This is a genomic window from Pseudomonas cedrina subsp. cedrina (assembly GCF_001983175.1).
Lineage (GTDB): Bacteria > Pseudomonadota > Gammaproteobacteria > Pseudomonadales > Pseudomonadaceae > Aquipseudomonas > Aquipseudomonas cedrina.
In genome coordinates, this window is sequence record NZ_MNPW01000009.1 from 52,186 (window position 1) to 74,820 (window position 22,635).

At 62.3% G+C, this 22,635-nt stretch carries 24 protein-coding genes and 1 riboswitch; of the genes, 19 read left to right on the forward strand and 5 right to left on the reverse strand.

Annotation, left to right across the window (positions count from 1 at the left end):
* The first annotated feature begins 22 nt into the window (after positions 1-22).
* Positions 23-568, forward strand: a complete 546-nt coding sequence (locus BLL36_RS19285; protein WP_076952926.1) for a DUF2058 domain-containing protein — start codon at positions 23-25, stop codon at positions 566-568.
* A 150-nt stretch (positions 569-718) separates the two neighbouring features.
* On the opposite strand, the gene BLL36_RS19290 is transcribed toward BLL36_RS19285, so the two are convergent.
* The 4 genes from BLL36_RS19290 to purM all read right to left on the reverse strand — a co-directional run bounded on the left by BLL36_RS19290 (position 719) and on the right by purM (position 3,633).
* Entirely contained in the window at positions 719-907 is a 189-nt protein-coding gene (locus BLL36_RS19290; protein ID WP_044287624.1) for a hypothetical protein, read from the reverse strand.
* A 295-nt stretch (positions 908-1,202) separates the two neighbouring features.
* Positions 1,203-1,916: a DUF3108 domain-containing protein gene (locus tag BLL36_RS19295; RefSeq protein ID WP_076952927.1), complete on the reverse strand. Its 714-nt coding sequence runs from the start codon at positions 1,914-1,916 to the stop codon at positions 1,203-1,205.
* An 8-nt stretch (positions 1,917-1,924) separates the two neighbouring features.
* The gene (purN, locus tag BLL36_RS19300) at positions 1,925-2,575 is read right to left on the reverse strand and encodes a phosphoribosylglycinamide formyltransferase (protein WP_076952928.1); all 651 of its coding nucleotides are present in this window, start codon (positions 2,573-2,575) and stop codon (positions 1,925-1,927) included.
* The gene (purM, locus tag BLL36_RS19305; RefSeq protein WP_076952929.1) at positions 2,575-3,633 is read right to left on the reverse strand and encodes a phosphoribosylformylglycinamidine cyclo-ligase; all 1,059 of its coding nucleotides are present in this window, start codon (positions 3,631-3,633) and stop codon (positions 2,575-2,577) included. The genes purN and purM overlap by 1 nt, the downstream gene beginning before the upstream one ends.
* Positions 3,634-3,987: 354 nt before the next feature.
* On the opposite strand from purM, the gene BLL36_RS19310 reads away from it, so the two are divergent.
* The 5 genes from BLL36_RS19310 to BLL36_RS19330 all read left to right on the forward strand — a co-directional run bounded on the left by BLL36_RS19310 (position 3,988) and on the right by BLL36_RS19330 (position 8,565).
* A complete protein-coding gene (locus BLL36_RS19310; RefSeq protein ID WP_076952930.1) occupies positions 3,988-5,028 on the forward strand; it encodes a DUF2066 domain-containing protein in 1,041 nt (346 codons plus the stop codon).
* Positions 5,029-5,060: 32 nt separating this feature from the next.
* Positions 5,061-6,134, forward strand: coding sequence for an AI-2E family transporter (locus tag BLL36_RS19315; protein ID WP_076952931.1), 1,074 nt, complete (start codon positions 5,061-5,063; stop codon positions 6,132-6,134).
* Between the two features lie 203 nt (positions 6,135-6,337).
* A complete protein-coding gene (hda, locus tag BLL36_RS19320; RefSeq protein WP_058424954.1) occupies positions 6,338-7,042 on the forward strand; it encodes a DnaA regulatory inactivator Hda in 705 nt (234 codons plus the stop codon).
* Between the two features lie 209 nt (positions 7,043-7,251).
* Positions 7,252-7,881 (forward strand): C40 family peptidase, encoded by a 630-nt coding sequence (locus tag BLL36_RS19325; protein WP_076952932.1) that lies wholly within the window; start codon positions 7,252-7,254, stop codon positions 7,879-7,881.
* Positions 7,882-8,025: 144 nt separating this feature from the next.
* Positions 8,026-8,565, forward strand: coding sequence for a C40 family peptidase (locus tag BLL36_RS19330; protein WP_076952933.1), 540 nt, complete (start codon positions 8,026-8,028; stop codon positions 8,563-8,565).
* Between the two features lie 874 nt (positions 8,566-9,439).
* Here BLL36_RS19330 and BLL36_RS19335 read toward each other — a convergent pair.
* The gene (locus BLL36_RS19335) at positions 9,440-10,753 is read right to left on the reverse strand and encodes a PQQ-dependent sugar dehydrogenase (protein WP_076952934.1); all 1,314 of its coding nucleotides are present in this window, start codon (positions 10,751-10,753) and stop codon (positions 9,440-9,442) included.
* A gap of 99 nt (positions 10,754-10,852) precedes the next feature.
* Positions 10,853-11,100, forward strand: a riboswitch (cobalamin riboswitch).
* A gap of 80 nt (positions 11,101-11,180) precedes the next feature.
* On the opposite strand from BLL36_RS19335, the gene cobO reads away from it, so the two are divergent.
* The 13 genes from cobO (at position 11,181) to BLL36_RS19400 (ending at position 22,570) form a co-directional block, all read left to right on the forward strand.
* The gene (gene cobO / locus BLL36_RS19340) at positions 11,181-11,792 is read left to right on the forward strand and encodes a cob(I)yrinic acid a,c-diamide adenosyltransferase (protein WP_076952935.1); all 612 of its coding nucleotides are present in this window, start codon (positions 11,181-11,183) and stop codon (positions 11,790-11,792) included.
* A complete protein-coding gene (locus BLL36_RS19345) occupies positions 11,789-13,180 on the forward strand; it encodes a cobyrinate a,c-diamide synthase (protein ID WP_076952936.1) in 1,392 nt (463 codons plus the stop codon). Before cobO ends, BLL36_RS19345 begins: the two co-directional genes overlap by 4 nt.
* Positions 13,177-13,827: a 5,6-dimethylbenzimidazole synthase gene (gene bluB, locus BLL36_RS19350; protein ID WP_076952937.1), complete on the forward strand. Its 651-nt coding sequence runs from the start codon at positions 13,177-13,179 to the stop codon at positions 13,825-13,827. Before BLL36_RS19345 ends, bluB begins: the two co-directional genes overlap by 4 nt.
* Positions 13,824-14,732, forward strand: a complete 909-nt coding sequence (gene cbiB / locus BLL36_RS19355; RefSeq protein ID WP_076952938.1) for an adenosylcobinamide-phosphate synthase CbiB — start codon at positions 13,824-13,826, stop codon at positions 14,730-14,732. The genes bluB and cbiB overlap by 4 nt, the downstream gene beginning before the upstream one ends.
* Complete coding sequence (gene cobD, locus BLL36_RS19360) at positions 14,725-15,714, forward strand: threonine-phosphate decarboxylase CobD (RefSeq protein WP_076952939.1); 990 nt, start codon at positions 14,725-14,727, stop codon at positions 15,712-15,714. The genes cbiB and cobD overlap by 8 nt, the downstream gene beginning before the upstream one ends.
* Positions 15,711-17,162: a cobyric acid synthase gene (locus BLL36_RS19365; protein ID WP_076952940.1), complete on the forward strand. Its 1,452-nt coding sequence runs from the start codon at positions 15,711-15,713 to the stop codon at positions 17,160-17,162. The genes cobD and BLL36_RS19365 overlap by 4 nt, the downstream gene beginning before the upstream one ends.
* A gap of 124 nt (positions 17,163-17,286) precedes the next feature.
* On the forward strand, positions 17,287-17,808 hold the full coding sequence (gene cobU, locus BLL36_RS19370; protein ID WP_076952941.1) for a bifunctional adenosylcobinamide kinase/adenosylcobinamide-phosphate guanylyltransferase: 522 nt from the start codon (positions 17,287-17,289) through the stop codon (positions 17,806-17,808).
* Positions 17,805-18,860, forward strand: a complete 1,056-nt coding sequence (gene cobT, locus BLL36_RS19375) for a nicotinate-nucleotide--dimethylbenzimidazole phosphoribosyltransferase (protein WP_076952942.1) — start codon at positions 17,805-17,807, stop codon at positions 18,858-18,860. The genes cobU and cobT overlap by 4 nt, the downstream gene beginning before the upstream one ends.
* Complete coding sequence (gene cobC / locus BLL36_RS19380) at positions 18,857-19,432, forward strand: alpha-ribazole phosphatase family protein (protein WP_076952943.1); 576 nt, start codon at positions 18,857-18,859, stop codon at positions 19,430-19,432. Before cobT ends, cobC begins: the two co-directional genes overlap by 4 nt.
* A gap of 2 nt (positions 19,433-19,434) precedes the next feature.
* The gene (locus tag BLL36_RS19385) at positions 19,435-20,163 is read left to right on the forward strand and encodes an adenosylcobinamide-GDP ribazoletransferase (RefSeq protein ID WP_076952944.1); all 729 of its coding nucleotides are present in this window, start codon (positions 19,435-19,437) and stop codon (positions 20,161-20,163) included.
* Positions 20,164-20,205: 42 nt separating this feature from the next.
* Positions 20,206-20,610: a MarR family winged helix-turn-helix transcriptional regulator gene (locus tag BLL36_RS19390; RefSeq protein ID WP_076952945.1), complete on the forward strand. Its 405-nt coding sequence runs from the start codon at positions 20,206-20,208 to the stop codon at positions 20,608-20,610.
* 62 nt (positions 20,611-20,672) lie between these two features.
* Positions 20,673-21,872, forward strand: coding sequence for an MFS transporter (locus tag BLL36_RS19395; protein ID WP_162279254.1), 1,200 nt, complete (start codon positions 20,673-20,675; stop codon positions 21,870-21,872).
* 149 nt (positions 21,873-22,021) lie between these two features.
* A complete protein-coding gene (locus BLL36_RS19400; RefSeq protein ID WP_076952947.1) occupies positions 22,022-22,570 on the forward strand; it encodes a glutathione peroxidase in 549 nt (182 codons plus the stop codon).
* Positions 22,571-22,635: the final 65 nt, after the last annotated feature.

A 22,635-nucleotide genomic window follows, 5' to 3' on the forward strand; every position in this document is an offset into this window, starting at 1 on the left:
GTTGCCAAAGTGAGTAAGCACCATGAGCCTTTCCCTTCGCGACCAGTTGCTCAAAGCAGGTCTGGTCAACCAAAAGCAGGCCAAGCAGGTCGGCAAAGACAAACAGAAGCAGCAGCGCCTGGTCCACAAAGGCCAGATCGAGGCGGATGACACCCAGGCCCGCCTGGCTGCCGAGGCACATGCCGAGAAGGTCAAGCGCGACCAGGAGCTGAACCGTCAGCAGCAGGAAAAAGCCGAGGCCAAGGCGCGCACCGCGCAGGTCAAGCAACTGATCGAGACCTCGCGCCTGCCCAAGCTGACCACCGAGGACTACTACAACTTCGTGGATGACAAGAAGGTCAAGCGCCTGTCGGTCAACACGCTGATGCGTAACAAGCTGAGCAACGGCTCCCTGGCGATCGTGCATCACGGCGGCGGCTATGAGGTGATCCCGCGCGAAGCGGCGCTCAAGATCCAGGAGCGCGCACCGGAGCGTATCGTGCAGCTCAACCTGCTTACCGAAAGCCAGGTGCCGGATGAGGATGATCCATACGCCGCCTACCAGATCCCTGATGACCTGATGTGGTAAGGCTGTAAAAACAGTCAGTTAAGGCTTTTTTCTGTAGGAGCGAGCTTGCTCGCGAAAAACGTCAACGATAACGCGTGCTTCCTGAACGAACGCGGCGTCTGTGAGTTCTTCGCGAGCAAGCTCGCTCCTACAAGGGGCTAATTCAGCGTTTCAGGAGCTTTGCGCCTGGCGTCTCATCTCAAGGGCTTCAAGCTCGTTTTTATAATTATGAGCGTCGCTCTCGTTGTGAAACATGCCGACCAACAGGTCTTGTTGGTGTACATCCCAGATATGAATCCCATGGCCCAGTGCTTCGTGGGACATATGTTCGTCGTCGCGTTCAGTTACTTTTACAGTCATCTGCTTGCTCCAATCTCGGGTGGACCTGCGGCAAGTCGTCGCAGGTCTTTGTTATATATTTTGATAGCTTGCTAAGTAAACGGCTTTGACGGTTTATGACAGAAGTTTCATGTTGGGGCTGGCTGAAAGCTCTGTGGTGAAACATCCATCGCCATCGCAGGCAAGCCAGCTCCCACCTTGGAATGCATGCCAACTGTGGGAGCTGGCTTGCCTGCGATGGCGACAGAAGCTTCAACACAAAAGCTGCAGACGAAAAAAAGCCCCGCATTCGCGAGGCTCTTTGCTCATCTACCGATCAGCTACCTTTGACAGCCTTACCGTCAACGGTACCGTCCTGCAGCATGATGTTGTATTCCTTGCCGTCGGTTTCCACCTGGCGCAGGGCAACCAGGATGCCGCCCTGGTCCTTGGCAAACCACATCTGGGTGATGCGCTTGCTCTGCGACGGATCACGCACGCGCTCGACCTTGATCGCGTCGATGGCGCCGACCTTGGTCTGGACCTTTTCCTGGCCAATCACACGGAAGTCGTAGGTGTCGACATCAGTACCCTCGACCACGCGGTAGCTCATGCTCTTCTTGCCGCCAGCCACGTCACGTTGCAGGGCAAGCTGGTAAGTCGATTTGTCGAGCATGCCGCTTTCAAGCGTGACGTTGACCGGGTCCTTGTTCTCGAAGCCGGTGACTTTCTTGGCGGACTGGTCGAAGTCCAGGTTGATCTTCTTCGCCTTGCCCAGGCCACCGCGTTCGAAGGTGTAGCTCTTCGGTTGCAGGGTGTCCTTGTCGAACAGGATCACGCTGGTTTCGGTCAGGCTGGCGATCATCATGGAAGCCTTGAAATTCAAGGTCCAGGTGCCGTCACCGTTCTTGGTCAGGCTGCGTTCTGCCGAACCACTCATGGGCAACTGTTTCCAGTCGGCGGTATAGCTGGCGGAGAAAGGATGTAAATCTGCTGCTTGCACGGCAGGCAAGGCGAACAGCGCAAAAGCGAAGAGCAAGGCGCGACGCATAAAATCTCCTAGGTTCGAATCAAGTGGCCGCTGGCCGCAAGTAACTGGCCGTCCAATAATGCACCCTGGTCGCCAAGAATCAACCGCCCCTCGGCAAACCAGCGAACAGCCAGTGGGTAAATCCTGTGTTCCTGGGTGTGAACCCGTTGCGCAAGGCTCTGCGCCGAGTCGTTGGACTCTACCGGAACCACTGCCTGTACGACCAGAGGCCCGCCATCGAGTTCCTCGGTGACAAAATGCACGCTGCAGCCGTGCTCGCGGTCGCCGGCGTCAAGCGCACGCTGGTGCGTGTGCATGCCTTTGTACTTGGGCAGCAGGGAAGGGTGGATATTGAGCAGGCGCCCTTCGTAATGTCGCACGAAATCAGCACTGAGGATGCGCATGAAACCGGCCAGTACCACCAGTTTGGGGTTGAAGGCGTCGATCAGTTCGATCAAGGCGCTGTCGAAGGCCTCGCGGCCCTCGAACGTCTTGTGATCCAGCGAGCGGGTGGCAATGCCCGCGTCCCTGGCGCGTTGCAGGCCGTAGGCGTCGCTGCGGTTGGAAATCACCGCCGCGATGCGCACCGGGCTATCGCCGGTGCGCGTGCTGTCGATCAGGGCCTGCAAGTTACTGCCGGTGCCGGAAAGCAGCACCACGACATCACAGGTTGCAGACATCAGTGAGCCTTGAGGTTCTTCAGTTCAACCTGGGCCGCGCCTTCGGCGGCGCTGGCGATCTGGCCGATGACCCAAGGCTGCTCGCCGGCTTCACGCAGCACGTTCAGCGCAGTTTCAACGTGCTCTTGAGCCACGCAGATGACCATGCCGACGCCGCAGTTGAGCACGCGGTGCATTTCGGTTTCGTCGACGTTGCCTTTCTCTTGCAGCCAGTCGAATACCGCAGGACGCTGCCAGCTGGCCACGTCAACGATCGCCTGGGCGCCTTTTGGCAGCACGCGCGGGATGTTGTCCAGCAGGCCACCACCGGTGATGTGGGCCATGGCCTTGACCGCGCCGGTGTCCTTGATCAGCTTGAGCAACGGCTTGACGTAGATACGGGTCGGGGCCATGAGCAGGTCGGCCAGTGGCTTGCCGTCGAGCTGGGTGTTCTCGATGTCGGCGCCGGACACTTCGATGATCTTGCGGATCAGCGAGTAACCGTTGGAGTGCGGGCCGGAGGATGGCAGGGCCAGCAGCGCGTCACCGGCGGCTACCTTGGAGCCGTCGATGATCTCGGCTTTTTCCACGACGCCGACGCAGAAGCCGGCCAGGTCGTAGTCTTCGCCTTCGTACATGCCTGGCATTTCAGCGGTTTCGCCGCCCACCAGGGAGCAACCCGACAGCTCGCAGCCGGCGCCGATGCCGGTGACCACTTGCGCCGCGGTGTCTACGTTCAGCTTGCCGGTGGCATAGTAGTCGAGGAAGAACAACGGCTCGGCGCCGCATACCACCAGGTCGTTGACGCACATGGCGACCAGGTCGATGCCGATGGTGTCGTGCTTGTTCAGGTTCAGCGCCAGGCGCAGCTTGGTGCCCACGCCGTCGGTGCCGGACACCAGCACAGGCTGCTTGTAGCCGGCCGGGATTTCGCAGAGGGCGCCAAAACCGCCCAGGCCGCCCATGACTTCGGGGCGCGCAGTGCGCTTGGCGACGCTCTTGATGCGTTCGACCAATGCTTCACCGGCGTCGATGTCTACACCGGCGTCCTTGTAGCTCAGGGAGGGTTGCTTGCTCATGATCCAGGCCTTTAGGGGGGATTTCTGGGTAACGACCGAGCCGGCAGGCGCTTTTGGTAAAAGGCCCAGCCGTTGACGGTCTGCGAAGGCGCGCGATTTTATCAGGCTTGAGGGGCAGCGGCCATCCTCGGGCCGACGGGCAGGGGCATATCGGTAAAAAAGCCGGTTAAAAAAATGCTGATCGGCTCTGCTTTGGCACGTATTAAGGTATAGCCTTTAACTCGCTATCGTTATGACAGTACGAAAACTACCGGGACCCCGTGAGTGTTTTGCCGGTCGCTGTGGTCACAGCCCTGCCAAACCGAGTCCACGCGGTCTGATCCAGCCGCTAAATTTGTCGTTCGGGAATCTTCCATGCGTCTGTGTAAATTCTTCTTTGTAGGCTGCTTGTCATTGGTCAGCCTGGCGAGTCATGCCGAAACACTCAATGGCCTGTATCAAGTACTCGAACCGGTCGGCAGCCAGTCTGCGCAAGAGCGCGACCAGGCTACCCAGCGCGCCGTGCAGACCCTGGTCATACGCCTGACCGGCGATGCCAAGGCCGCCGAGGGCCCGGGCCTGGCGGCCGTTCGCAAAGACCCGCAGCAAATCATCACGCAATATGGCTATGACGCCGGTCCGCCGGAGAGCCTGCAGGTGGATTTCGACCCGGTGAGCACTGATCGCGTCCTGCGTGAAGCAGGCCTGTCGATCTGGGGCAGCAACCGGCCATCAATCCTCGGCTGGTGGCTGAACGATTCCACCGAGGGCAGCAGCCTGGTCGGTGATGGCCAGACCGTCGCCCAGGCGCTGCGTCGTGCCGCGCAACACCGGGGCTTGCCGTTGCGCCTGCCGCTGGGCGACCTGGATGAGCAGGTGGTCGCCACCGCGTCGAACCTGGAAAGCAGCGATGCCACGCCGCTACGCGCCGCCTCCGAGCGCTACGGCGCCGACGCCTTGCTGGCGGTGCATGCGCGCCAGGAAGGCAGCCAATGGCAGGCCAAATGGCGCCTGTGGTTGGGTGACAAAAGCGAGCAGGGCACCGCGCAAGGTGCCGACACGGGCGCCGTGGCGGACGCGGTGATGCTGGCGGTGAGCCAGAAACTGGCGCCGCGCTTTGCGGTCAAGCCTGGCGTGAGCGCTGAACAGTTGCTGGAAGTGCAGGGCATGACCCTTGAGCGCTATGCCACGCTGGGCCATCTGCTTGAACCCTTTGGCGCTCAGCCGCAGCGGGTGGAGGGCGATCGCATTGTGTATCGCGTCAACGGCAGTGCCGATCAGTTGCGTACCCAGTTGAGCCTGGCCAAGTTGCAGGAGATTCCTGCCGGTGAGGCGCCGGTTCAACAGCCGCAGGCGGATGGCGCTCAGCCACCTGCCGCGCCTGAGCCTCAGGCGCAACTGCGTTTTCGTTGGTAACAGTTTTCTTCTTTATATAGCTGGAGTGGTTTATGGCGGATACGCGTCGTTGGGTGTGGCTTGGCGGGATTGTCCTGCTGTGCGTTTTTGTATTCTTGCTGCATTCGATCCTGACGCCGTTCCTGGTGGCGTTGCTGTTGGCCTATCTGTTCGATCCCGTGGTGGACCGCCTGGAGAAGGCCGGCTTGTCGCGTACCTGGGGCGTGGTGGCGGTGTTCGCCCTGTTTACCTTGATCATCACGGCGTTGGTGCTGGTGCTGGTGCCGATGTTGGCCAAGCAACTGTTTCGCCTGTATGAGCTGGCGCCGCAGATGCTCGATTGGCTGCAGCACACGGCGATGCCGTGGGCCCAGGCCAAGCTGGGGTTATCGGATGGGTTCTGGAAGTTTGACAAGGTCAAGGCGGCCATCAGCGAACACATGGGCCAGACCACCGATATCGTCGGTGTCATCCTCAGCCAGGCGACCGCGTCCAGCCTGGCGCTGATCGGCTGGTTGACCAACCTGGTGCTGATCCCGGTGGTTGCGTTCTACCTGCTGCGCGACTGGGACATCATGATGGCCAAGATCCGCAGTCTGCTGCCGCGCAACCGTGAGGAGCGCATCGTCTCCCTGGCCGAGGAATGCCATGAGGTGCTGGGTGCCTTTGTGCGCGGCCAGTTGCTGGTCATGCTTGCCCTGGGGATCATTTATGCTGCGGGCTTGATGGCGATTGGCCTGGAACTGGGCCTGTTGATCGGCCTGATCGCCGGCCTGGCCGCGATCGTGCCGTATATGGGGTTTGTGATTGGTATTGGCGCGGCCTTGGTGGCGGGGCTGTTCCAATTTGGCGGCGACCTGTACCCGATGCTGGGGATCGTCGCCGTGTTCATGGTCGGCCAGGCTCTGGAAGGCATGGTGCTGACGCCGTTGCTGGTAGGCGATCGGATTGGCCTGCACCCGGTGGCGGTGATCTTTGCGATCCTGGCGGGCGGTGAGCTGTTCGGGTTTACCGGCATTCTGTTGGCGCTGCCGGTGGCGGCGGTGATCATGGTGCTGGTGCGCCATGTGCACGATCTGTACAAGGATTCGGAAGTGTATACGGGGGTTGAAGACCCCGACTTGTAATCGGTGCACCACAAACCCGGCTCCGGCCGGGTTTGTTATTTATGGCGCCGTAACGTCAAACAATCTTCGTGAATCCAACGGGTTAACGCAAACCTTTGATTTTGCTTGGGGTCTGCTGCATTGTGCGCCCGGCGTCACGGGTATAAACTTTGCAAACTTTACATAGAGGCCACTAACGGTTCTTTTGCAGCCGTTCAGTCAGCATGAAACCGATTCAGCTGCCCTTGGGTGTGCGTCTGCGTGATGACGCCACCTTTATCAACTACTACCCAGGCGCCAATGCCGCTGCACTCGGCTATGTCGAGCGGCTTTGCGAAGCCGACGCCGGGTGGACCGAAAGCCTTATCTACCTGTGGGGCAAACACGGCGTAGGGCGTACCCACCTGTTGCAGGCCGCCTGCCTGCGTTTCGAGCAAATGGGCGAGCCGGCGGTCTATCTGCCCCTGGCTGAATTGATGGACCGCGGTATCGGCATCTTCGACCATCTTGAGCAATACGAACTGGTGTGCCTGGACGACTTGCAAGCGATCGCCGGCAAGGCTGATTGGGAAGAGGCGCTGTTTCACCTGTTCAATCGTTTGCGTGACAGCGGGCGGCGCCTGCTGATCGCAGCCTCTACCTCGCCACGCGAATTGCCGATCAAGTTGGCCGATCTCAAATCGCGCATGACCCTGGCGTTGATCTTCCAGATGCGCCCGCTGTCCGATGAAGACAAATTGCGTGCCCTTCAGCTGCGCGCATCGCGGCGCGGCCTGCACCTCACCGACGAGGTCGGGCATTTTATCCTCACCCGTGGCACCCGCAGCATGAGTGCGTTGTTCGATCTGCTCGAGCAGCTTGATCAGGCCTCTTTACAGGCACAACGAAAATTGACGATCCCTTTTCTCAAAGAGACGTTGGGTTGGTAAGTCGTTGATTTATCGGGACTCGGCATTTTACAGGCGCCAGAAATCCTGCGTTATGACCTGTTTGGTCACGCATTTGAACCGATAAATGGAATTACGGCTTAGATGCCATGGTCCAATTGCGAAGTCACATAGACCACGATTGAATTTGCAAATCGATGTGATAGAAGGCATAGTCTCGGCTTCTTTACATACCAGCCACGGTCGTGCCCATGCTAAATCGCTTCGCACCCCTCGTGCCTCTCGCACTCGTTACCCTGTTGTTTGGCTGCGCCTCCCACCCTCAACACGTGGTCGAACAGCAGAAGCCTCAGCAACAGTCCCAGGCAAAATTCGTCGCCGCACAGTCTTCTTCCGTTTATGAAGAAGAGGTGGCAACTGAAAAGGAACTGGCCGATTTTTCCGGCAGCAAGCCTTATCAGCTCCCGGTCCTGGCCGACAGCATCCTTGAACGCGGCATGTCCCTGATTGGCACCCGTTACCGTTTCGGCGGTACGTCCGAAGCCGGGTTCGACTGCAGCGGTTTCATCGGCTACCTGTTTCGTGAAGAAGCCGGCATGAACCTGCCGCGCTCCACCCGCGAAATGATCAACGTAAAAGCACCGTTGGTCGCACGCAACAACCTCAAGCCCGGTGATCTGCTTTTCTTCAGTACGGCGGGCCGTGGTCGCGTGAGTCATGCCGGTATCTACCTGGGCGATAACCAGTTTATCCACTCCAGCAGCCGTCGCAGTGGTGGTGTTCGCGTCGACAGCCTGGGTGACAGCTACTGGAGCAAAACCTTCATCGAAGCCAAGCGCGCACTCGCCATGGCCCCGACCACGGTTACCGCCAGCAAGTAAACTTAAAGTGATACTTGAAGTTTGACGTGTAAGCGCTAGAATCCCTGGACATTGCTGTAATCCGTTCGCGCGAGCCTTGCTTGCGCGTTCTGGTTTTCAGCGTTCGGCAGCGAAAGCCGCATCCAGACCAGGATTGTTCTGCACATGTCGACCTCGGCCCGCTTGATTCTCCTCGTTTGCGCCGCGCTGCTCAGCGCCTGCGCCAGCCGCCCACCACCGCCCGCGCCTGTCGCGGTCAAGCCTAAGCCGGTGTTCAACTATTCCACCCAGAATTTCTCGCCGGCGGCTGACGACGTGCTCTTTCGCGCGCTTGGCCTGGTCGGCACGCCATACCGCTGGGGCGGCAACACGCCGGACTCGGGGTTTGACTGCAGTGGCCTGATCGGTTTTGTCTTCCGCGACGCCGCCGGCATCTCTTTGCCACGCACCACCCGCGAACTGATCGTAATGCGCGCGCAAGACGTCAGCGAGCAGAACCTGCAGACCGGCGACCTGCTGTTCTTCGCCACCGGCGGCGGTTCGCAAGTCAGCCACGCCGGCATCTATGTGGGTGAGGGCCGCTTTGTGCATGCGCCGCAAACGGGTGGGACGGTGAAGCTGGATAGCTTGGATAAGGCGTATTGGCAGAATGCTTATCTGAGTGCCAAGCGGGTGTTGCCGGGGAATTTGGCGCGTAATCCCTGAGAGGCTTTTATTGGGCTGGGCGTACATATCCGTTGCTGCGGTAACGGCGGCTTAGGGTTCCGCCCTTACGGCGGGTCACTTTTTGAAGGACCAAAAAGTAACCAAAAAGTCCTCGCCCCACCACTCGGTGCCTCGCCTAGGCTCGGCATGCCCGTAATCCGACATTGATTTGGGGGGCCGCCGCCCACGCGCCATCCATGGCGCGGGGCGGCTAAACCGGCGTCCTGCCGGTTTACCCCCCAAATCAATATCGAATTCCGGCCAGCGTGGTTGACGGGGCGATCCCAGATCAAAAGCAAAAGCGCGGCGGCCTAAGAGCCGACCGGTATTTCATGTCGACCTCGATCAACACTGTGGGAGCGGGCTTGCTCGCGAATGCGGTGTGTCAGCGAGTGCATCTGTAACTGATCCACCGCATTCGCGAGCAAGCCCGCTCCACAGTTTGATCTCCATACATCAGATAGACCTCAGACTGCCTGGCTCTGGCTCTGGCTCTGGCTCTGGCTCTGGCTCTGGCTTTTGATCTTGATCTTGATCTCAGGCGCCCCGTCAACCACGCTGGCCGAACGCAGGCTTGAATCCGCGGGTAACCCGGCAGGACGCCGGGTTAGCCGTCCTGGGCCATGGATGGCCCATGACGGCGGCCCACGGATTCAAGCCGGAGTGAGGGCATACCGAGCCTAAGCGAGGTACCGAGTGGTGGGGCAAGAGCCCTTTGGTTACTTTGGGGCTTTTCCAAAGTGACCCGCCGTAAGGGCGGAACCAATAGCCGCCGTTACCCAAATAACGGATATGTACCCGGTCAACAACAACAGCCTGGTCGGCCCGAAGGCCGCCACGGCAACAAGCTGTTTTGCGGTCTGCTCGATATAGCCTACTTGGCCGCCGACACCCGCCACACCTTATTCCCCACATCATCCGCCACCAGCAACCCCCCCTGCTGGTCAATCACCACACCCACCGGCCGGCCCATGGCCTTTTCATCCTTATCGAGAAACCCGGTCAGCACATCCACCGGCTGCCCCTTCGGTTTTCCACCTTCAAACGGCACGAAGATAACCTTATAACCACTGTGCGGCTTGCGATTCCACGAGCCATGCTGCCCGATAAACGCGCCCTGGGTGAACGGCGCCGGGAGTTTGCTGCCTTCGGCAAAGGTCAGGCCCAACGAAGCGGTGTGCGGGCCGACCGCGTAGTCCGGCGCAATCGCCTTGGCTACCAGGTCCAGGTTCTGCGGCGTGACGCGCACATCCACATGCTGGCCGTAATAACTGAACGGCCAGCCATAGAAGCCGCCATCCTTGACCGAGGTGATGTAGTCAGGCACCAGGTCGCTGCCGATCTCGTCACGCTCGTTCACTGCCGTCCACAGCTTGCCGCTCTTTGGTTCCCACGCCATGCCGTTCGGGTTGCGCAGGCCGGAGGCGAAGAGGCGGTGCTGGCCGCTGGCGCGATCCACTTCCCAGATCGCCGCCCGGCCCTGTTCCGCGTCAAGCCCGTTTTCGCCGACATTGCTGTTGGAGCCCACGCTCACGTACAGCTTGCTACCGTCCTTGCTGGCCACCACGTTTTTGGTCCAGTGGTGGTTCAGCGGGCCGCCCGGCAGGTCGACGACTGTCGTGCCGGCGCCCTTGATCGCGGTTTCACCCGGTTGATAGGCGAAGCGCAGCAGCTTGTCCGAGTCGGCCACGTACAGGTCGTTGCCGACCAGCGTCATGCCAAAGGGGGAATTGAGATTTTCCAGGAACACGCTACGTGTCTCCGCGACGCCGTCGTGGTCGGCGTCACGCAGCAGCGTAATACGGTTCGGGCTTGGCACGCCGGCGCCGGCACGGCCCATGACTTTCTCCATGACCCAGCCACGAATGCCTTTGGCGTCGTCCGGTTTGGGCGGCGCGTTGGTTTCCGCCACCAGCACGTCGCCGTTGGGCAGCACATACAGCCAGCGCGGATGGTCCAGGCCTTCGGCGAACGCCGCCACCTGGGTGCCGGCGGCGGCTGTCGGCCTCACGCCCTCGGGCCAGCCGATGGCCGGGGCGATATTGACGGTGGGGATCAGGGTTTTGTTCGGTTCGGGCAACTGGGGCGACGGCCCGGTACCGTCGGAGACCTGAAGGGTGGAGCTTTCACCGCAGGCCGCGAGGCTGCCGGCGACCATGATGAGTAGGGCGAGTCTTGTTTTGTGCATGGTGTACTCCTTGATACCTGTAAGGGTAGAGGAGGGCGACGGTGCGATGGTTCAAGTGCACCACCAGCTTTAATTGACGCTCCACCCCCAACCCACTAACCTTCGCGGCTTGTTCCAGGTGCTCTGTGGCGTGCGCGTCGACAGAGTGAAACAGGGAAGCCGGTGAGCGAGCGCACTTGTACACAGTGCTGCCGCGATCCCGGCGCTGCCCCCGCAACGGTAAATGAGTCAAGACGCTGCCTTTATTGCCACTGTATCCGTGTGATATGGGAAGGCGCAGCGTTGGCCTGCTGTGCATGCAGCGGCCACTCATGAGCCCGGAGACCGGCCTGAAACATCCAACAGCATCACGGTGGGCGATGCTTGGCTGTCTGTTTTTTGTTTTTTCCTGCCCGCCGTTTTTGTCCAGCCCCAACGGAGAGCTGCCATGACCGATTCCCCCGACCGCGACGAACGCCACCTGGCGCGCATGCTGCGTAAAAAAGCCGTGATCGACGAACGCATCGCCAATTCCCCCAACGAGTGCGGCTTGCTCCTGGTGCTGACCGGCAACGGCAAAGGCAAGAGCAGCTCCGCGTTCGGCATGCTCGCCCGGGCCATGGGCCACGGCATGCAGTGCGGCGTGGTGCAGTTCATCAAGGGACGCCACAGCACGGGCGAAGAATTGTTCTTGCGCCGTTTCCCCGAGCAGGTGCGTTTCCACGTCATGGGTGAAGGCTTCACCTGGGAAACCCAGGACCGCCAGCGCGACATCGCCGCCGCCGAAGCGGCCTGGGCGGTGTCCCGCGCGATGCTGCAAGACCCGAGCATTGGCATGGTGGTGCTGGACGAACTCAATATCGCCCTCAAGCACGGCTACCTCGACCTCGACCAAGTGCTCGGCGACCTGCAAGCCCGGCCGCCGATGCAGCACGTGGTGGTCACCGGCCGTGGCGCCAAGCCTGAGTTGATCGAGATGGCCGACACCGTCACCGAAATGGGCATGCTCAAGCACGCGTTCCAGGCCGGCATCAAGGCACAGAAGGGCGTCGAACTTTGAATCAGCCCCGTCATTGCCCGGCCGTATTGATCGCCGCACCGGCGTCCGGCCAGGGCAAAACCACCGTCACCGCCGCGCTCGCCCGTTTGCACCGCAACCTGGGGCGCAAGGTACGCGTGTTCAAATGCGGCCCGGACTTCCTCGACCCGATGATCCACGAACGCGCCAGCGGTGCGCCGGTGTATCAATTGGACATGTGGATGGTGGGCGAGCAGGAAAGCCGTCGTTTGCTCTGGGAAGCCGCCGGTGAGGCGGACCTGATCCTGATCGAAGGTGTGATGGGCCTGTTTGACGGCACACCTTCCAGTGCCGACCTGGCGCGCCACTTCGGCGTGCCGGTATTGGGCGTGATCGACGGCACGGCCATGGCCCAGACCTTCGGCGCGTTGGCGCTGGGCCTGGCGCGCTATCAGCCGGATCTGCCGTTCGCCGGCGTGCTGGCCAACCGCGTCGGCACCCTGCGCCATGCGCAATTGCTGGAAGGCAGCCTCACCGAGGGCCTGCGTTGGTACGGCGCGCTGTCCCGCGAAACCAGTATTGAATTGCCTAGCCGTCACCTGGGCCTGGTGCAAGCCAGCGAACTGAATGACCTCGATGTACGCCTGGACGCCGCCGCCCAGGCGTTGGGCAGCAGTTGCGAAGTGGCCTTGCCGCCGCCGGTAACCTTCGCTGCGCCACAGGTGGTCAATGCTGAGCCGCTGCTCGATGGCGTGCGTATCGCCGTGGCCCGTGATGAAGCCTTCGCCTTTACCTACGGCGCCAGTCTTGACCTGCTGCGGGCAATGGGCGCCGAGTTGAGTTTCTTTTCTCCGATCCATGACCACGCCTTGCCTGAAGCCGACAGCCTCTATCTACCCGGCGGTTACCCGGAGCTGCATCACCAGGCCCTGTCGGCAAACACGTCGATGCTCGACGCGATCCGCGCTCACCACGCGGCCGGCAAACCCTTGCTCGCCGAATGCGGCGGCATGCTCTACCTGCTGGACTCGTTGACCGATGTCGACGGCACCCGCGCCGAACTGCTCGGTCTGTTGCAGGGCGATGCGGTGATGCAGAAGAAACTTGCGGCGTTGGCGTTGCAGAGTGTCGAGTTGCCGGAAGGCACGTTGCGTGGCCATACCTATCACCATTCCCTGACCAGCACTGAATGCCAGCCGATTGCCCGTGGCCTGAGCCCCAATGGTGGGCGCGGGGCGGAGGCGGTTTACCGACAAGGGCGGATGACGGCTTCCTACGTGCATTTTTACTTTCCATCCAATCCATCGGCGGTGGCTGCATTATTTGCGCCGGATCTTGAGACCGCTATCGCAGGCAAGCCAGCTCCCACCTTGGATAGTGTTTCAACTCGGTCAATTGTGGGAGCGGGATTGCCCGCGATAGGGTCATGACTGACAACGCCTTCCCCCAGGCCGACCGCGACGCCGTCTACCGCGCCATCGCCGAACGCCGCGACATGCGCCACTTCAGCGGCGGCACGGTGGCTCCTGAATTGCTGCACCGCCTGCTCCAGGCCGCGCACCAGGCACCCAGCGTGGGCCTGATGCAGCCCTGGCGTTTTATCCGTATCAGCGACCGCCAACTGCGCGGGCAAATCCAGCAACTGGTGGAAGAAGAACGCATCCGCACCGCCGAAGCCCTGGGCGAGCGTTCCGATACGTTCATGAAACTCAAGGTCGAGGGCATCCACGACTGCGCCGAAGTGCTGGTGGCCGCGTTGATGGACGATCGCGAGCGCCACATTTTCGGCCGTCGTACCTTGCCGGAAATGGACATGGCCTCGCTGTCCTGTGCCATCCAGAATCTGTGGCTGGCGGCCCGCGTCGAAGGGCTGGGCATGGGCTGGGTCTCGCTGTTCGAGCCACAGGCGCTCGCCGACCTGCTGGGTTTGCCGCCTGGCGCAAAACCCCTGGCCGTGCTGTGCCTGGGCCCGGTGACCGAGTTCTACCCGGCGCCGATGTTGCAGCTCGAAGGCTGGACCGAACCTCGGCCGCTGAGTGACATGTTGTATGAGAATGTGTGGGGAGTGAGTCAATGAGTGTGGCCTTGCTGTGTGTGGCTGCAGTGGCGCTGGATGCGCTGCTGGGCGAGCCCAGGCGCTGGCATCCGCTGGTGGCGTTCGGCAATTTCGCCGGGCGCATCGAGCAACGTTTCAACAGCGGTGGCCGCGGTTGGCGCAGCCATGGCGTGACCGCGTGGTTTATTGCCGTGGTGCCGCTGACCTTGCTGGCCACGGCGTTGTCGTGGGCGCCGTATATCGGTTGGGTCCTGGAGATCCTGGCGTTGTACCTCGCCCTTGGCATGCGCAGTCTGGGCGAGCATGTGCTCCCGGTGGCCCAGGCCCTGCGCAGCGATGACCTGGAAGAGGCGCGCACGCGCGTGAGTTACCTGGTCAGCCGCCAGACCAGTGAGCTGGACCCTACCGAAGTCGCCCGCGCGGCCACCGAATCGGTGCTGGAAAACGGCAGCGATGCGGTGTTCGCCGCGCTGTTCTGGTTTGTGGTCGCCGGCGTGCCGGGCGTGGTGCTGTATCGCCTGAGCAACACCCTCGACGCCATGTGGGGCTATCGCAACGAACGCTTTGAGCGCTTCGGTTGGGCGGCCGCAAAAATCGACGATGTGCTGAACTATATTCCCGCACGCCTGGTGGCATTGACCTACGCCGTGCTGGGCAAGACGCGCCTGGCGCTGCGTTGCTGGCGCACCCAGGGGCCGACCTGGGACAGCCCCAATGCGGGGCCGGTGATGGCCGCCGGTGCGGGAGCCTTGGGCGTTGAGCTGGGTGGTCCGGCGATCTATCACGGCGAAGTGCACCAGCGCCCGCAGTTGGGCGAAGGTCCGGCGGCGGATGCCGATTCGATTGAGCGGGGCTGGCAACTGGTGCAGCGCGGCGTATGGTTGTGGCTGCTGATCCTGTGCGTGGGGGCGCAATACTATGCTTGAACACGGTGGCCGGCTGCGCAAGGCAGCGATTCAGTACGGGATAGCCGAGGCCGACTGGCTGGACCTGTCCAGCGGTCTCGCGCCCTGGCCCTGGCCGATCCCCGAGATCCCCCTGCGGGCCTGGGCGCGCCTGCCGGAAACCGACGACGGCCTGGAGCAGGCCGCAAGCGCCTATTACGGCGCCGCGCACTTATTGCCGGTGCCAGGCTCCCAGGCAGCCATCCAGTTACTGCCACGCCTGCGCCGCTCCGGCAAGGTCGGTGTGCTCTCGCCGTGCTACGCCGAACACGCCGAGGCCTGGCGCCGAGCCGGTTACGTGGTGCGTGAAGTGCAAGAGCAGGAAGTTGATTTCTTCCTCGATGTGCTCGACGTGCTGGTAGTGGTCAACCCCAACAATCCCACCGGCTTGAGCCTGGCTCCCCAGCGTTTGCTGGACTGGCACTCGCGGCTGGCCCAGCGCGGCGGCTGGTTGGTGGTGGACGAAGCGTTCATGGACGTGACCCCCGAACTGAGCCTTGCGGGCCAGGCGCATCAGGTCGGCCTGATTGTGTTGCGCTCGTTCGGTAAGTTCTTCGGCCTGGCCGGCGTGCGGCTGGGCTTTGTATTGGCCGAGCGCAAGCTGCTCAAGTTGCTGGCCGAACAGGTCGGCCCTTGGGCGGTCAGCGGGCCCACGCGGGTGCTCGGCCAGGTGTGCCTGCGCGACAGCGCCGGGCATGCACGGCAGCGCGCACGGTGCATCGAGACCGCCCAGCGCTTGTTCGACATGCTTGAGGGGCATGGCTTGCACCCGCAGGGCGGTTGCGCCCTGTTCCAGTGGCTGATCACGCCTCACGCCGAGCGCATGCACGAGTTCATGGCCCAGCGCGGCATCCTGCTGCGCCTGTTCGTGCATGACAGCAGCTTGCGTTTCGGCCTGCCCGGCACCGAGGCCGACTGGCTGCGCCTGGACCAGGCCCTGGCCGCCTACAAGGACGCTACATGAGTACGCTGATGGTGCAAGGCACTACCTCGGACGCCGGAAAAAGTACATTGGTGACGGCGCTGTGCCGCTGGCTGGTGCGCCAGGGCGTGGCGGTCGTGCCGTTCAAACCGCAAAACATGGCGCTCAACAGTGCGGTGACCGCCGAAGGTGGCGAAATCGGCCGCGCCCAGGCGGTGCAGGCCCAGGCCGCCAACCTGGCGCCGCACACCGACATGAACCCGGTGCTGCTCAAACCCAACAGCGACACCGGCTCCCAGGTGATCATCCACGGCCGCGCCGTGACCAGCATGAACGCGGTGGCCTATCACGACTACAAAGCCATTGCGATGCAAGCGGTGCTGGCCTCCCATGCACGGTTGAGCCAGGCCTACGCCGTGGTGATGGTGGAAGGCGCCGGGTCGCCCGCGGAAATCAACCTGCGCGCCAATGACATCGCCAACATGGGCTTTGCCGAAGCGGTGGACTGCCCGGTACTGCTGATCGCCGATATCAATCGCGGCGGCGTATTTGCCCATTTGGTCGGCACCCTGGAACTGCTCTCGCCAACGGAGCAGGCGCGGGTCAAAGGTTTCATCATCAACCGTTTTCGCGGCGACATCGCGCTGCTGCAGCCGGGACTGGATTGGCTGCAGGCGCGCACCGGTAAACCCGTGGTGGGCGTGTTGCCCTACGTGATGGACTTGCATCTGGAAGCCGAAGACGGTATCGACAAACGTCAGGTCGACAAGGCTGCCCAGGTGCTCAAGGTGGTGGTGCCGGTGTTGCCGCGCATCAGCAACCACACGGATTTCGACCCGCTGCGCTTGCATCCCCAGGTGGACCTGCAATTCATCGGGCCAGGCCAGCCGATCCCCGCTGCCGACCTGATCATCCTTCCCGGCTCGAAAAGCGTGCGCAACGACCTGGCCTATCTGCGCGCCAATGGCTGGGATGTCGCTGTGTCACGGCATCTGCGCTATGGCGGCAAAGTGCTCGGCATTTGCGGCGGCCTGCAGATGCTCGGCGAGCAGGTGCACGACCCGCTGGGCCTGGAAGGGCCGGCCGGCTCGAGCGACGGCCTGGGGTTGCTGGCGTTCAGTACCACGCTTGCGCAAGAGAAACAGCTGCGCAATGTGCGCGGTCGCCTGTTGCTGGAGGACGCCGAGGTCAGCGGCTATGAAATCCATGCGGGCGTGACGTGCGGCGAAGCCTTGGCGAACGCGGCGGTGCGCCTGGACGACGGGCGCAGCGATGGCGCCCAAAGCGCGGATGGGCAAATTCTCGGGACCTACCTGCATGGCCTGTTCGAAACCCCTGCCGCGTGCAGCGCCTTGCTGCGCTGGGCGGGTTTGCAGGACGTGCAGGAAGTGGATTACCACGCGTTGCGCGAGCGGGATATCGAGCGCTTGGCTGACTTGGTGGAAAACCATCTGGACACTGAATTGTTGCGCAAACTATGCGGGGTTTGACTGTGTGTGGGAGCTGGCTTGCCTGCGATGCGGGCAGCTCGGTGTATCAGGAGCAACCGGTTGATGCCATCGCAGGCAAGCCAGCTCCCACATTTGACCGAGTTGTAAATAGAGGTGTGGCGCCATGCATCAACTAATCCTCGGCGGCGCCCGTTCCGGCAAAAGCCGTCTCGCCGAAAAGCTCGCCGGCGACAGCGCCTTGCCCGTCACTTACATCGCCACCAGCCAAGCGCTGGACGGCGAGATGAGCGAACGCGTCGCCCTGCATCGCCAACGTCGCCCGGACCACTGGGGCCTGATCGAAGAGCCCATCGAACTGGCGCGCGTGCTGCGTGAAAACGCGGCGCCCGGGCAGTGCCTGCTGGTGGACTGCCTGACCCTGTGGCTGACCAACCTGCTGATGCTCGAAGACCGCGCGCGCTTGGCGTTCGAGCGCGACCAAGTGCTGGAAAACCTGGCCGCGCTGCCGGGTGAAATCATTTTTGTTAGCAACGAGACCGGTCTGGGTGTCGTGCCGCTGGGCGAATTGACTCGCCGCTATGTGGATGAAGCCGGTTGGCTGCATCAAGCCTTGGCCAAGCGCTGTCAGCGTGTAGTCCTGACCGTCGCCGGCCTGCCCCTGACTTTGAAAGGTACTGCGTTATGACGGACACCTGGTGGCTCAACCCGTGTAAGACGGTTGACGCCCAAGCGTACGAAGAAGCCCTGGCACGCCAGCAGCAATTGACCAAGCCGGCCGGCTCTCTCGGCCTGTTGGAAGCGCTGGCGGTGCAGTTGGCCGGCCTGCAGGGCCAAGTCAAGCCGTCGGTGGATCAGCTGTGGATCGCCATCTTCGCCGGCGACCATGGCGTGGTTGCCGAAGGCGTGTCAGCGTTTCCCCAGGCGGTCACCGGGCAGATGCTGCATAACTTTGTCACCGGCGGCGCGGCCATCAGCGTATTGGCGCGGCAGTTGGATGCACCGCTGGAAGTGGTCGACCTGGGCACGGTGACGCCAGCCCTGAACCTGCCCGGTGTGCGTCACCTGAATATCGGCGCGGGCACCGCCAACTTCGTCAACGGCCCGGCAATGACCGACGCCCAGGGGCAACTCGCCCTGCAGGCCGGTCGCGACAGTGCGCGGCGCGCGCTGGCAGCGGGGGCGCAGCTGTTTATCGGTGGCGAGATGGGCATCGGCAACACCACTGCCGCCAGCGCGCTGGCCTGTGCGTTGCTCGATTGCCGGGTCAGTGACCTCACGGGGCCAGGCACCGGGCTGGATGCCCAAGGCGTCAACCGCAAGGTGGCGGTGATCGAGCGTGCATTGGCCTTGCATGCCGGGCAGCGCGGTGATGCATTGCACACGCTGTTCAACCTCGGCGGCTTTGAGATTGCTGCGCTGGTGGGTGCGTACCTGGCGTGTGCCCAGGACGGCGTGGTGGTGCTGGTGGACGGGTTTATCTGCAGCGTCGCGGCGCTGGTCGCCACACGCTTGAACCCGGCCTGCCGTGAATGGTTGGTGTTCGGCCATCGCGGCGCCGAGCCCGGCCATCATCACGTGCTGCAAAGCCTTGACGCGCAGCCGCTGCTGGAACTGGGCTTGCGCCTGGGCGAAGGCAGCGGTGCGGCATTGGCGGTGCCGTTGTTGCGCCTGGCCTGTGCGCTGCACGGGCAGATGGCGACGTTCGCCGAAGCCGCCGTGGCGGACCGGCCGGCATGACCTTGCGCCTGGACCTGCTGCGCCACGGCGAAACCGAACTGGGCGGCGGCTTGCGCGGCAGCCTGGACGACGCCCTCACCGCCGAGGGCTGGGCGCAGATGCGCGCGGCAGTGGAGCAGCAGAAGCCATGGGACCGCCTGGTCAGTTCGCCGCTGCAACGGTGCGCGCGGTTTGCCGAAGAATTAGGCGCTCGGCTCAACCTGCCGGTGACCCTGGAAAAAGACCTGCAAGAGCTGCACTTCGGCGCTTGGGAAGGGCAGAGTGCGGCGGCCTTGATGGAGACCGACGCGCAAGGGCTGGGTCTGTTCTGGGCCGATCCCTACGGTTTTACGCCGCCCCAGGGCGAGCCTGTCATTGAGTTTTCCCAGCGGGTGCTCGGCGCAATCGCCCGCTTGCATCGGGCCCATGCCGGTGAGCGTGTGTTGCTGATCAGTCATGGCGGTGTGATGCGGCTTTTGCTGGCGCAGGCGCGCGGCTTGCCTCGGGAGCAACTGTTGAATGTCGAGGTCGTTCACGGTGGGCTGTTCAGCCTGCAGGTCTGCGCGGACGTCGTGCTCAAGGAAGTTGTGTAGCCATGCTGCCATTCTGGATTGCCCTGCAATTTCTCAGCAGCCTGCCGATTCGGCTGCCGGGCATGCCGCAGCCCCAGGAGATGGGGCGCTCTCTGCTGTTTTACCCGGTGGTCGGTTTGTTGTTCGGCGCGCTGTTGTGGGTCTTGAACACGGCATTGATGGGCGCACCGCTGTTGCTGCACGCCGCGCTGCTGCTGACGGCCTGGGTGCTGCTCAGTGGCGGCCTGCACCTGGACGGCCTGGCGGACAGCGCCGATGCCTGGCTGGGCGGCTTCGGCGATCGCGAGCGTACCCTCACGATCATGAAAGACCCGCGCAGCGGGCCGATTGCCGTGGTCACCCTGGGTTTGGTGTTGCTGCTCAAATTCGCCGCGCTGGTAGCCTTGATCGAGCAACACAACGGCGCTGCATTGATCCTGGCGCCGTTGATCGGGCGCGCATCGATGCTGGCGCTGTTTCTCACCACGCGCTACGTGCGCGCCGGCGGATTGGGCCAGGCATTGTCGGATCATTTACCGAGAGTCGTCGGCCAACAGGTCCTAATCCTCAGTGGCCTGGCCTGCATCCTGGTCGGCGGTTTCAACGGCGGGCTGGTCGTATTGTTCGCCGTCATCTGTTTTGTGGCGCTACGCCGGTTGATGATCAAGCGCCTGGGCGGCACGACCGGCGACACCGCCGGGGCGCTGCTGGAGCTGCTCGAAACGGCGGTTGTCGTCGCGCTGGCGCTGTAACACTTTCTTGCATTTCCTTAATCGCGGGTATATACACGTTCCATGCTTGCCTCCCTATGTTTGTGTACCAACCTGCGACGTGCCGCCCGTGGCGTCAGCAGGCACTACGACGGCGCCCTTGATGGCTTCGGGATCAACGTCGCCCAGTATTCTTTGCTGTGCAACCTGCAGCGACTCGACCAGCCGAGCATTTCCAGCCTGGCGGACGCCATGGGTCTGGACCGCAGCACCTTGGGTCGCAACCTGCGGGTGCTGGAAGGCGAGGGCCTGGTACGGTTGGTGGAGGGCGATGACCTGCGCAATCGCCTGGTGGTGTTGACCGAGCACGGTGAAGCACGACTCACCGCGGCATTACCCGCCTGGGAAGCGGCGCAACAGAAATTGATCGATCGACTCGGCGCGCAAAAACGCGAAACCCTGTTGGCCTTGCTGGACGAACTCGCCTGAACGCGGGTTTGTTCGCCTACAAGCGGGTATATACCCGCAGCGGAGAATAAGAAATGACCTCGATGTGGCGCACCAGTGGCTGGATTCTTTTAGGAAGTGCGCTGATCCTGGCACTGTCGTTGGGCGTGCGGCACGGTTTCGGCCTGTTCCTGGCGCCGATGAGCGGCGAGTTCGGCTGGGGCCGTGAAACCTTCGCCTTCGCCATCGCTTTGCAGAACCTGATCTGGGGCCTGGCGCAGCCGTTCACCGGCGCCCTGGCCGACCGTTTTGGTGCGACTAAAACAGTGTTTATCGGCGGCGTCCTGTACGCGGTGGGCCTGGTGTTGATGGGCATGTCCGATTCAGCGTTGACGCTGTCCCTCAGCGCAGGCTTGCTGATCGGTATCGGCCTGTCCGGCACCTCGTTCTCGGTGATCCTGGGCGTGGTCGGCCGTGCCGTTGCGCCGGAAAAACGCAGCATGGCGATGGGGATCGCGAGCGCCGCGGGTTCCTTCGGCCAGTTTGCGATGGTGCCGGGCACACTGGGGTTGATCAGTTGGCTGGGCTGGTCGGCCGCATTGCTTGCGCTGGGCCTGATGGTGGCGTTGATCCTGCCGCTGGTCGCCATGCTCAAGGACCGGCCGTTGCCGGCAATGGTCGGTCAGCAAAGCTTGCGTGAAGCGTTGAAGGAAGCCTGCTCCCATTCCGGCTTCTGGCTGTTGGCCTTTGGCTTTTTTGTCTGTGGCTTCCAAGTGGTGTTTATCGGCGTGCACCTGCCGGCCTATCTGGTGGACCAGCACCTGCCGGCCACCACCGGTACCACGGTGCTGGCGTTGATCGGCCTGTTCAATATCTTCGGCACCTACACCGCCGGCTGGCTCGGTGGGCGCATGTCCAAGCCGCGCTTGCTGACCGGTTTGTACGTGCTGCGGGCTGTGGTGATCGTGCTGTTCCTGTGGGCGCCGGTCACCCAAGTCACGGCCTACCTGTTTGGCATGGCCATGGGCTTTTTGTGGCTGTCCACCGTACCGCTGACCAACGGCACCGTTGCGACGCTGTTTGGTGTGCGAAACCTCTCGATGCTCGGTGGGATCGTGTTCCTGTTTCACCAGATCGGTTCGTTCCTGGGTGGCTGGCTGGGCGGAGTGGTCTATGATCGCACCGGCAACTACGATTTGATCTGGCAGGTGGCGATTCTATTGAGCCTGCTCGCCGCCGCCCTGAACTGGCCGGTGCGCGAGCGGCCGGTGGCGCGATTGCAGGCGCAGATGGAGGCGGCATGAGTATAGCGGTACGTGGCGTGATACTCCTGGCGGGGCTGGGTTTGCTCCTGCTGGCCTGGTTGGGCTGGCAACACGGCGGGCTGGCGTTGATGCAACTGGGTATGTCGATCTGTTAAGTTCGTAGCCTGAATACAGACAAGGACATAACCATGCCGATGCGTTGGCTCGCTGTACCCGTCCTCATGGCCGTTGCCAGTGCCGCGATGGCCGCCGGTTGCCCGCCGTTGCTCGAAGGGCAATTGCCCAAGCTGCGTGCGAAAGAATCCATCGACCTGTGCCAGCGCTTTGCCGGCAAGCCTCTGGTCATCGTCAACACCGCCAGCTTTTGCGGTTTCGCCCCGCAATTCAAAGGCCTTGAAGCGTTGTATCAACGCTACAAGGACGAAGGGCTGGAAGTGATTGGCGTGCCGTCCGATGACTTCAAGCAGGAAGCCAAGACGGGCGAGGAGACTGCCAAGGTGTGTTACGTCAATTACGGCGTGACCTTCACCATGACCGAGCCACAGAAGGTCAAGGGGCCGGATGCGGTGCACCTGTTCAAGGTATTGGCGCAGCAGAGCAACGCGCCGAAGTGGAATTTCTACAAGTATGTGGTGGATCGGCAGGGCAAGGTGATTGCCGACTTTTCCAGCTTGACCAAGCCGGACAGTCCGGAGTTGATCAAGGCAGTGGAAGAGGCGATAGCGTCCAAGCCTTGAGGGTCAGCCATTAAAAAGCCCCGCCTCCTTTGCAGGAGAGCGGGGCTTTTTTACACCGGTCTGGA

Excerpts from the sequence above, each read along its gene's own strand:
- purN (WP_076952928.1), bottom strand. The coding sequence starts at position 2,575 with ATGTCTGCAACCTGTGATGTCGTGGTGCTGCTTTCCGGCACCGGCAGT.
- cobU (WP_076952941.1), top strand. The coding sequence starts at position 17,287 with ATGCATCAACTAATCCTCGGCGGCGCCCGTTCCGGCAAAAGCCGTCTC.
- cobC (WP_076952943.1), top strand. The coding sequence starts at position 18,857 with ATGACCTTGCGCCTGGACCTGCTGCGCCACGGCGAAACCGAACTGGGC.
- BLL36_RS19395 (WP_162279254.1), top strand. The coding sequence starts at position 20,673 with ATGTGGCGCACCAGTGGCTGGATTCTTTTAGGAAGTGCGCTGATCCTG.
- bluB (WP_076952937.1), top strand. The coding sequence starts at position 13,177 with ATGACTGACAACGCCTTCCCCCAGGCCGACCGCGACGCCGTCTACCGC.
- cobO (WP_076952935.1), top strand. The coding sequence starts at position 11,181 with ATGACCGATTCCCCCGACCGCGACGAACGCCACCTGGCGCGCATGCTG.
- cbiB (WP_076952938.1), top strand. The coding sequence starts at position 13,824 with ATGAGTGTGGCCTTGCTGTGTGTGGCTGCAGTGGCGCTGGATGCGCTG.
- cobT (WP_076952942.1), top strand. The coding sequence starts at position 17,805 with ATGACGGACACCTGGTGGCTCAACCCGTGTAAGACGGTTGACGCCCAA.
- BLL36_RS19285 (WP_076952926.1), top strand. The coding sequence starts at position 23 with ATGAGCCTTTCCCTTCGCGACCAGTTGCTCAAAGCAGGTCTGGTCAAC.
- BLL36_RS19310 (WP_076952930.1), top strand. The coding sequence starts at position 3,988 with ATGCGTCTGTGTAAATTCTTCTTTGTAGGCTGCTTGTCATTGGTCAGC.
- BLL36_RS19330 (WP_076952933.1), top strand. The coding sequence starts at position 8,026 with ATGTCGACCTCGGCCCGCTTGATTCTCCTCGTTTGCGCCGCGCTGCTC.
- cobD (WP_076952939.1), top strand. The coding sequence starts at position 14,725 with ATGCTTGAACACGGTGGCCGGCTGCGCAAGGCAGCGATTCAGTACGGG.
- BLL36_RS19295 (WP_076952927.1), bottom strand. The coding sequence starts at position 1,916 with ATGCGTCGCGCCTTGCTCTTCGCTTTTGCGCTGTTCGCCTTGCCTGCC.
- BLL36_RS19400 (WP_076952947.1), top strand. The coding sequence starts at position 22,022 with ATGCCGATGCGTTGGCTCGCTGTACCCGTCCTCATGGCCGTTGCCAGT.
- BLL36_RS19390 (WP_076952945.1), top strand. The coding sequence starts at position 20,206 with ATGCTTGCCTCCCTATGTTTGTGTACCAACCTGCGACGTGCCGCCCGT.
- purM (WP_076952929.1), bottom strand. The coding sequence starts at position 3,633 with ATGAGCAAGCAACCCTCCCTGAGCTACAAGGACGCCGGTGTAGACATC.
- BLL36_RS19335 (WP_076952934.1), bottom strand. The coding sequence starts at position 10,753 with ATGCACAAAACAAGACTCGCCCTACTCATCATGGTCGCCGGCAGCCTC.
- BLL36_RS19290 (WP_044287624.1), bottom strand. The coding sequence starts at position 907 with ATGACTGTAAAAGTAACTGAACGCGACGACGAACATATGTCCCACGAA.
- hda (WP_058424954.1), top strand. The coding sequence starts at position 6,338 with ATGAAACCGATTCAGCTGCCCTTGGGTGTGCGTCTGCGTGATGACGCC.
- BLL36_RS19325 (WP_076952932.1), top strand. The coding sequence starts at position 7,252 with ATGCTAAATCGCTTCGCACCCCTCGTGCCTCTCGCACTCGTTACCCTG.
- BLL36_RS19365 (WP_076952940.1), top strand. The coding sequence starts at position 15,711 with ATGAGTACGCTGATGGTGCAAGGCACTACCTCGGACGCCGGAAAAAGT.
- BLL36_RS19385 (WP_076952944.1), top strand. The coding sequence starts at position 19,435 with ATGCTGCCATTCTGGATTGCCCTGCAATTTCTCAGCAGCCTGCCGATT.
- BLL36_RS19315 (WP_076952931.1), top strand. The coding sequence starts at position 5,061 with ATGGCGGATACGCGTCGTTGGGTGTGGCTTGGCGGGATTGTCCTGCTG.